This window comes from Butyrivibrio hungatei, assembly GCF_900101605.1.
GTDB classification, from domain to species: Bacteria; Bacillota; Clostridia; order Lachnospirales; family Lachnospiraceae; genus Butyrivibrio; species Butyrivibrio hungatei_B.
In genome coordinates, this window is record NZ_FMUR01000009.1 from 171,269 (window position 1) to 179,157 (window position 7,889).

Annotated in this window: 5 protein-coding genes; 1 reads left to right on the forward strand and 4 read right to left on the reverse strand. The window is 41.3% G+C overall.

The annotated features are described in order from the left end of the window. Positions 1 to 59: 59 nt before the first annotated feature. The 4 genes from clpX to tig form a co-directional block, all read right to left on the reverse strand. Entirely contained in the window at positions 60 to 1,328 is a 1,269-nt protein-coding gene (gene clpX / locus BLP87_RS08615) for an ATP-dependent Clp protease ATP-binding subunit ClpX (protein ID WP_074462335.1), read from the reverse strand. Further along, a complete protein-coding gene (clpP, locus tag BLP87_RS08620) occupies positions 1,328 to 1,930 on the reverse strand; it encodes an ATP-dependent Clp endopeptidase proteolytic subunit ClpP (RefSeq protein WP_074462336.1) in 603 nt (200 codons plus the stop codon). Before clpP ends, clpX begins: the two co-directional genes overlap by 1 nt. 119 nt (positions 1,931 to 2,049) lie before the next feature. Continuing rightward, positions 2,050 to 3,519, reverse strand: coding sequence for a DUF6056 family protein (locus BLP87_RS08625; RefSeq protein WP_074462337.1), 1,470 nt, complete (start codon positions 3,517 to 3,519; stop codon positions 2,050 to 2,052). Positions 3,520 to 3,624: 105 nt separating this feature from the next. Further along, a complete protein-coding gene (gene tig, locus BLP87_RS08630; protein ID WP_074462338.1) occupies positions 3,625 to 5,085 on the reverse strand; it encodes a trigger factor in 1,461 nt (486 codons plus the stop codon). Positions 5,086 to 5,468: 383 nt separating this feature from the next. Between tig and BLP87_RS08635 the strand changes: the two genes are divergently transcribed. Beyond that, a complete protein-coding gene (locus tag BLP87_RS08635) occupies positions 5,469 to 7,481 on the forward strand; it encodes a methyl-accepting chemotaxis protein (RefSeq protein ID WP_074462339.1) in 2,013 nt (670 codons plus the stop codon). The last annotated feature ends 408 nt before the right edge of the window (positions 7,482 to 7,889 follow it).

A 7,889-nucleotide genomic window follows, 5' to 3' on the forward strand; every position in this document is an offset into this window, starting at 1 on the left:
CCATGACTTTATAGGTCATGGCTCCATTTCTATTCTTTTCAATTATTTATGTCTTGCAATTACTTTGCGGGTTTAAGTTTCCCCTGCTCTTTGTGAACAATAAGCGGCTCACTTGTTCCGTCAACGGAATTGTTGGTGATAACACACTCACTGATAGTCTCATCGGAAGGAATCTCGTACATAACATTCATCATAGTCTTTTCCATGATGGAACGAAGTCCCCTTGCTCCGGTTTCTCTCTCGTATGCCATCTGTGCTATCTTATCAACGGCATCTTCCTCAAATGTAAGCTTAACATCATCAAAATCAAAGAGCTTCTGATACTGCTTAACAAGAGCATTTCTTGGCTCTGTAAGGATTCTGACGAGCGCTTCTTTTGAAAGACCTTCAAGTGTTACAGTGATAGGCACACGTCCCACAAACTCAGGGATAAGTCCAAATTTAACAAGATCCTGAGGTGTAACTTCCTTAAGAACTTCTCCGATCTCTCTTTCAGTCTTATCTGCAATCTCTGCATTAAATCCGATTGAATTGCGGTCAAGTCTTGCCTCAACGATCTTATCCAATCCATCGAATGCTCCGCCACAGATAAACAGGATATTGCTTGTGTCAATCTGGATAAGCTCCTGGTGAGGATGCTTTCTTCCGCCCTGCGGAGGTACGCTTGCAACAGTACCCTCAATAATCTTAAGAAGTGCCTGCTGAACGCCTTCACCTGAAACGTCTCTTGTTATGGAAACATTCTCACTCTTCTTGGTGATCTTATCAATCTCATCAATATATACAATGCCGTACTGAGCTCTCTCAATATCGTAATCGGCATTCTGAATAAGCTTGAGCAGGATGTTTTCAACATCTTCTCCGACATATCCTGCCTCGGTAAGTGTTGTAGCATCTGCAATCGCAAAAGGTACATTGATTATCTTGGCAAGTGTCTGTGCAAGGTATGTCTTACCGGATCCGGTAGGACCTACCATTATGATATTGCTCTTCTGAAGTTCTACTTCCGACTTATCTTCGCTCTTTGGAGACAAAACTCTCTTGTAATGGTTATAAACGGAAACAGCCAGAACTTTCTTGGCTTCTTCCTGTCCAATAACATATTCATCCAAAAAGTTACGGATCTCAACAGGCTTCAAAAGATTTATCTGCTGGTCCCTCTCGGCTACTTCAGGCTCATCGTCAAACTCTTCGGCAATGATGTCTGAACATATTTCTACGCATTCATCGCAGATATATACACCCGCAGGTCCCGCTATTAATTTTTTTACCTGATCCTGTGTCTTATTGCAAAAAGAGCACTTGATCTCTCCCGGTATCTTCGCCATTATTTATTTTCCTCTTTCTTAGGACGGTTCTCAACTATAGAATCAATAAGCCCGTATTCCAAAGCTTCCTGCGCAGACATCCAGTTATCTCTTTCTGTATCCGCAGCAACCTGCTCGAAAGGCTTACCTGTATTCTCAGCAAGCATCCTGTTCATTTTTTCTTTTGTCTTGATGATGTGCTTTGCAGCAATCTCAATCTCGGTAGCCTGACCCTGTGTTCCTCCCAAAGGCTGATGGATCATAACTTCCGCGTTGGGAAGAGCCATTCTCTTACCCTTTGCTCCGCCTGCAAGAAGAAATGCTCCCATACTTGCAGCCATTCCTATACATATCGTACTAACATCGCATTTTATATAATGCATTGTATCATATATAGCCATTCCGGATGTGATTTCTCCCCCGGGACTGTTAATATACATATGAATGTCCTTATTGGGATCTTCAGCTTCAAGGAACAGGAGCTGAGCTACAACTGTACTGGCTGATGCGGCATTAACTTCTTCTCCGAGGAATATGATTCTCTCTTTCAAAAGTCTGGAGTATATATCATAGGACCTCTCACCGCGACTTGTCTGTTCAATGACATAAGGTATTAAACTCATTTTTTCTTCCTTTCTAGCCTAAAAATAAAATTCCAATTTCCATTATACCAATAATTTTATAAAAAGAGCATAAAAAATTTCCCGCAAACAGATATTTACGGGAAATTTTTCTAAATAACTCACTCATCAAGGTAAACTATGGTAACGGTATTAAGATCATAAAAGCCTGCAGCGGATCTGTTTACCCACTCTCCGGCCTCTACTCCAAGTCCCATTCCGTAGGTAGAATATGCCTGTCTGAAAGGTCTGACATATATAACAGCGTCACTTCCTTTTTCCGACAGTGTAAGTGCCGAAAGAACATATTCTCTGGCAGCATAGCTCTCCTGCAATGCTCCCGTCCTATAATCATCATATGAAGCATATGACATTCCGTCCTTGATCTCCTTATTTATTCCTGAATGAAGAATAATCGCAAACAGCGCTGCCACCGCAAGAACTCCCATTGCGATACGATCCGTCTTTCCTTCAAATTTCTCTGAAAGGAACTGGGCAATCACAGCTACTGCAAGGAAATACATGAACTTTGCCACAATCTCGTAGGAATTTGCGGTTCTCATGTTGATCACTTCATCCACATGATATCCGAAGCATACGGGAAACATGGTGAAATATCTTGCAAGCCATGTTCCGACAAGCACTATCACCAGATTTAATACCGTAACTTTTCCCTCAAGTATCTTAACCTTATAAACAGTAAAGATCACAAATGCCAAAAGCAGCATCAGAATAAACACAAGGCTTGTAAAAAGAAGCTTATCTTCAGAAATAATGCATTTAAAAGTATCTCTGAGCGCATCAAAAAATGTACTGTGTCCTTCACTGAGATCTCTTTCCGCTCTCTTATAGTTTCCTGGAGCAAGACCGTTTATAAGCGTACCGACAAACGCTGCAGCCGCAGGGATCACAATCTTTTTATCCTTTACAAATTCTTCCCTTTTAAGTATGACAACCGCGATAAGCCACGAAAGATCCGCGCATACAACATTAAGCGATCCTCCGCTTGCAAGAAATGCCAATAAGGCGCTTACCACCAGATATATCACTTTTTTCTTTCGTATATAGAGAATGCTTAACGAAACCGCAAGCAGACCGAGAGTCAATTCCATCAGATAATTAAGCCCGCCCGTATACCAGTAAAAGAGCTCTTTTCCATTTTGAGTATTCGTCATGGAAAAAACCGACACAAATATGACAAAAGCTGCTCCCAGGCACGCCGTATTGTCTTTTATAAGGATTTTCAGGAGAACGACAAGCGCAGCGCAGAAAGCGACCGTGTTCAGTATCATATAAAAATGAAATCCCGGAAGTCCGCCCCTTGTATACGCCCTGATAAAATGGATCAGATAATTAAAAAGATATGTTCCCTGGTTTAAATTGTAATAATCAACCATCTTGTGTGCGGCAGCCACAACGTTCGATCCGTATGTATCTGCAGCGTCCGCCGCTCCGCCCTCAAAGCTGAAATCATCTTCACACAGATATGTATAACCACAGCCGACAATAACAGGCACAACCGCACAGAGTATTCCGATAATGAATATTCCCGCAAATATTTTTCTATACTTGTTAAAAAAAGCCTCTATCATACATCCTCCCCGTTTCTGTCATATAAAACTAATGGCACCTATTTCTTTGTATTTACCAAATAATAAGTGCCATAAAGTTCATATGCTTTTATTCAGACTGTCTGATTACTCTTCAGTCTTCTTCTTTCTTGTTGTCTTCTTAGGCTTCTCTTCGCCGTCTGCAGCATCCTTCTTAGCTGTTGTCTTCTTTGCAGCTGTCTTCTTTGCAGGCTTCTCTTCCTTATCGTCAGCCTTCTCAGCAGCCTTCTTTGTTGTTGTCTTCTTTGCAGCCTTCTTAGCAGCGCCTTCCTTAACGTTCTCAACAAGGAAATCAGCAGCCTTCTGAACTGCAAGATCACTCTTCATGATCTTCTTCTCAGCGTCAGACATGAGCTCTTTAAGCTTAGAAAGCTCCATTCTGTACTGCTCAGCCATCTTCTCAAGTTCCTTCTCGAACTCTTCGTCTGAAACAGTGATGTTTTCCTTCTCAGCTACAGCCTCAAGAACAAGTCTTGACTTGATTCTCTCGATAGCCTGAGGCTTAACCTGCTCAAGCATCTTGTCTACAGTGTTACCTGTATACTGAAGATACTGATCCATGTTCATGCCCTGCATCTGAAGTCTCTGAGCGAAATCGTTAACGATCTGTCTCTGCTGTGTCTCAACCATAGCCTCAGGAAGTTCCATATCTGAATCTTCGATAACAGCCTTAACTACAGCATCTTCTCTCTTAGCCTTCTCTTCGTTTGTCTTCTTCTCAACAAGCTTCTTCTTAACATCTTCCTTGTACTCGGCAAGTGTATCAAACTCTGATACATCGCTTGCAAACTCATCGTTGAGCTCAGGAAGTTCCTTAGCCTTGATAGCCTTAACTGTGCACTTGAAAGTAGCATCTTTTCCGGCAAGTTCAGCTGCCTGATATTCCTCAGGGAACTTAACGTTTACATCGCCTTCTTTACCAATCTCAAATCCAACAAGCTGCTCTTCGAATCCGGGAATGAATGCACCTGAACCGATTGTAAGAGGATAATCTGTTCCCTTTCCGCCGGGGAATGCAACTCCGTCAACAAATCCTTCGAAATCAAGAGTAACGATATCGTTGTTCTGAACTGCTCTGTCTGTTACATCAACAGTTCTTGCATTTGTATTTCTCTGCTTGTCGATCTCAGCGTCAACATCAGCATCTGTAACGTCGATGTCCATCTTCTCAACTTCAACGCCCTTATATTTTCCAAGCTTAACCGGAGGCTTAAGAGCTACTTCAGCTGTAAAGATGAAGTCCTTTCCTGCCTCAAGCTGCTCAACATCAATCTTGGGAGATGATACAACGTTCTCTCCGCACTCCTCTACAGCCTTGGGATACTCTGTCTCGATAAGTTCATTAGCCGCATCCTCATAGAATACTCCCTTACCGTACATCTGCTCGATCATCTTACGAGGAGCCTTACCCTTACGGAAACCGGGTAACTGAATCTTATTCTTGTTCTTCTCATAGGCCTTCTGAATAGCCTTCTCGAGCTGCTCCGCAGATACTTCAATCTTAAGCTTAGCCATGCTCTTCTCAAGCTTCTCAACTGTTACGCTCATTTTATCGTAATTCCTCCTAAAAAGTATTTATAATAAAGAGCCTAAATACACAGTTTCAAGCCCTTTAGCCCACATATAGGCACAATCGTTTCAGATTATAACATAAGTAAATAATAATTTCCATGTTTTTATCCATGCTTTTTTTATCGTTTTCCCACATGTAAAAAATTGCTTTTTTTATGCATTAAACTAAATTTAGGCTCGTCAATTGCCGATATTATACTGAACTTAACGCAGCAAATCATTAAAACTCTATAAAATTTTCCTATTTTTAGTCATTTTTTAACTGCTAAATAGTATTATTTTAGTATAAAATTGTTATTATTTTTTAATGGTTTCAATACGTTGAAGTATTACTCTTATATATTATGGAGGCAATTTTTATGGAAAAGGATTCCACCCCAAAGAAAAAAACTACTGATTTTGTAAACAGCATTAAACCGCGTATGATAGCGATAATGCTCTTAGTTGCTGCTATTCCGCTTATTATTTCCGTAATGGTAAGCTATATATCATCAACTTCAAAAGCGGTAAAGGATGCCGAAAACACCTTAAACTGGCAAGCCAATTATATTCAGTCCGAATTTGAAGGCATAATGGAAAAAAATATAATGAGTATACAAACACTCGCCAAATCACCTGCAACAACCAGGTTTATGGAGACACCTTTCAACGTGACTTTCCAAGATGAGGCCTCGAAGTATCTTGAAGAAATCGATACTATGCTCAACGATGGCAACATTACTGTTCTTACAGGCAAAGACGGAAAACAGATTCTCAGAAATACAGGAGAACTTGTAGATGTAGGCGAAAGAGATTATTTCAAAGAAGCAATGAACGGAAATACATATGTTTCCAATGTTATTGTTTCTGCCTCAACAGGCGTGCGTCAGATTACAATTGCAGCACCCGTATATAACTCAAAGGGTGAAACTATAGGTATTGTTCAGCGAAATCTCGACCTTAACAGATTCCATGAATTCCTTGCAGAAAAGTCAAGTGATGCTTTCTTCGTTGACAGAAACGGACTTGTTGCCGCTCATTCACAGTACGAGATCACTGCCGACAACGAAGACGACAGAAGCAAGTCACAGTTCATAGCTTCAGGTCAGGAAAGCGGTGTATATCAGGTCGATACCGGTAAAGGATATCATGCCGTAGTTTCTTTTAAGAAATCTCCAAGTACAGGTTTCGTTGTTGTTGCCGCAACAGATACAAAAGTAGTAACCGCAGAGACTAGATCTGCCGCACTTATTGTTGTAATTGTCGGATTAGTACTACTCGTAATAACAGCATTCATCTCTGTACAGATGGCTATTTCCTTCACAAGTCCGATCAACGATGTTAATAATGCTCTCGCAGCACTTGCTGACGGTAGATTTGCGGTTGTAACCAAGCATACAAAAAGAAAAGATGAATTCGGAGCGATCATCAACAATACAAATACCGTAATAAATGAGCTCCAGGCAATCGTTTCCAACATTAAAGCATCCGCAACAACGATCGGTGAGTCATCCGAGGAGCTCTCAGATATGGCCAACCAGATCTCACAGACAGCCGAAGATGTATCAAATGCCGTACAGGATATTGCATCCGGTGCAACTCAGCAAGCTGACGAGATTCAGAAGGCATCCGAGAACGTTACACAGATCGGTGATGCAGTTTCCAACGTTCAGGGTTCAACAGGAAGTCTTGAAGCTCTTGCAACAAGAATGAAAGATGCTTCGGAAGCTTCTTCACAGTCGCTTTCAGCTCTGCAGGAATCAAGCACAAACATGACTTCCAAGATTGATGACATTTCAAAGACTATCTCAGCTACTCAGGAAGCTGTTTCAAGCATAAATGAGAAGGTTGAAGGAATTGCCAGTATCGCAACACAGACCAATCTCCTTTCACTCAACGCTTCTATCGAAGCTGCAAGAGCCGGCGAAGCAGGAAAAGGATTTGCGGTTGTTGCTGAAGAGATTGGTAAGCTTGCCGACGATTCAAAAGCAATGGCTGATGATATCAGAAAACAGATGGATATCCTTCTTGAGCAGAGTGAGGCTGCAGTTGAAGCTTCGGACGAAGTAAGAAAAGGAAATCTAGATCAGCAGGATGCTCTTGGCGAAACACTTATTTCCGTAAACGAAATGCTTTCAGATATAAGCGAGACCGTAAACGGCGTAAAGAGCATCTCCTCAGGTGCAGAAACTTGTGTATCTTCAAAGAATGTTGTATCGGATTCAATGAATTCGCTCTCTGCAATTTCGCAGCAGAACGCCGCTTCATCGGAAGAAACCGGTGCTTCTATGGAAGAGCTCTCAGCTACCGTTACATCTCTTGCAGGTTCGGCAACCAACCTCAAAAATGTTGCCAATAAACTTAATCAGGATATTCAGTTCTTTAAAACCTGATAGGGTTACGCTGTAAATATATAGGCAGATATATATAATTTTAGCTCAGATTGTGCCGGACATATAAATGAGCCCAAAGAGTTGGTCTCATTTAGTACCATAAAAGTGTAGTTGTTAGAGAGTAATTAACTCTGACATCTGCACTTATTTTTTTATAATAAGGGGAGTAATTGGTCTGACGTGGCTCTTTTTGGATCAGCGCATCCGTCATATAAACCGTTAGCCAACCCCTTATTATAAGCATTCGCTTAAGCAGGTAGGGAGAAACACCCGCGTAACCAACTAAACTGAATGGTAATAAGTGTGGCTGGAGCAATTACTATTTACAGTTGGAGGAGGTTCAGAATGATTAGTGTTGGAATTGATGTATCAAAAGGAAAAAGCACTGTCTGCATACTTAAGCCGTAT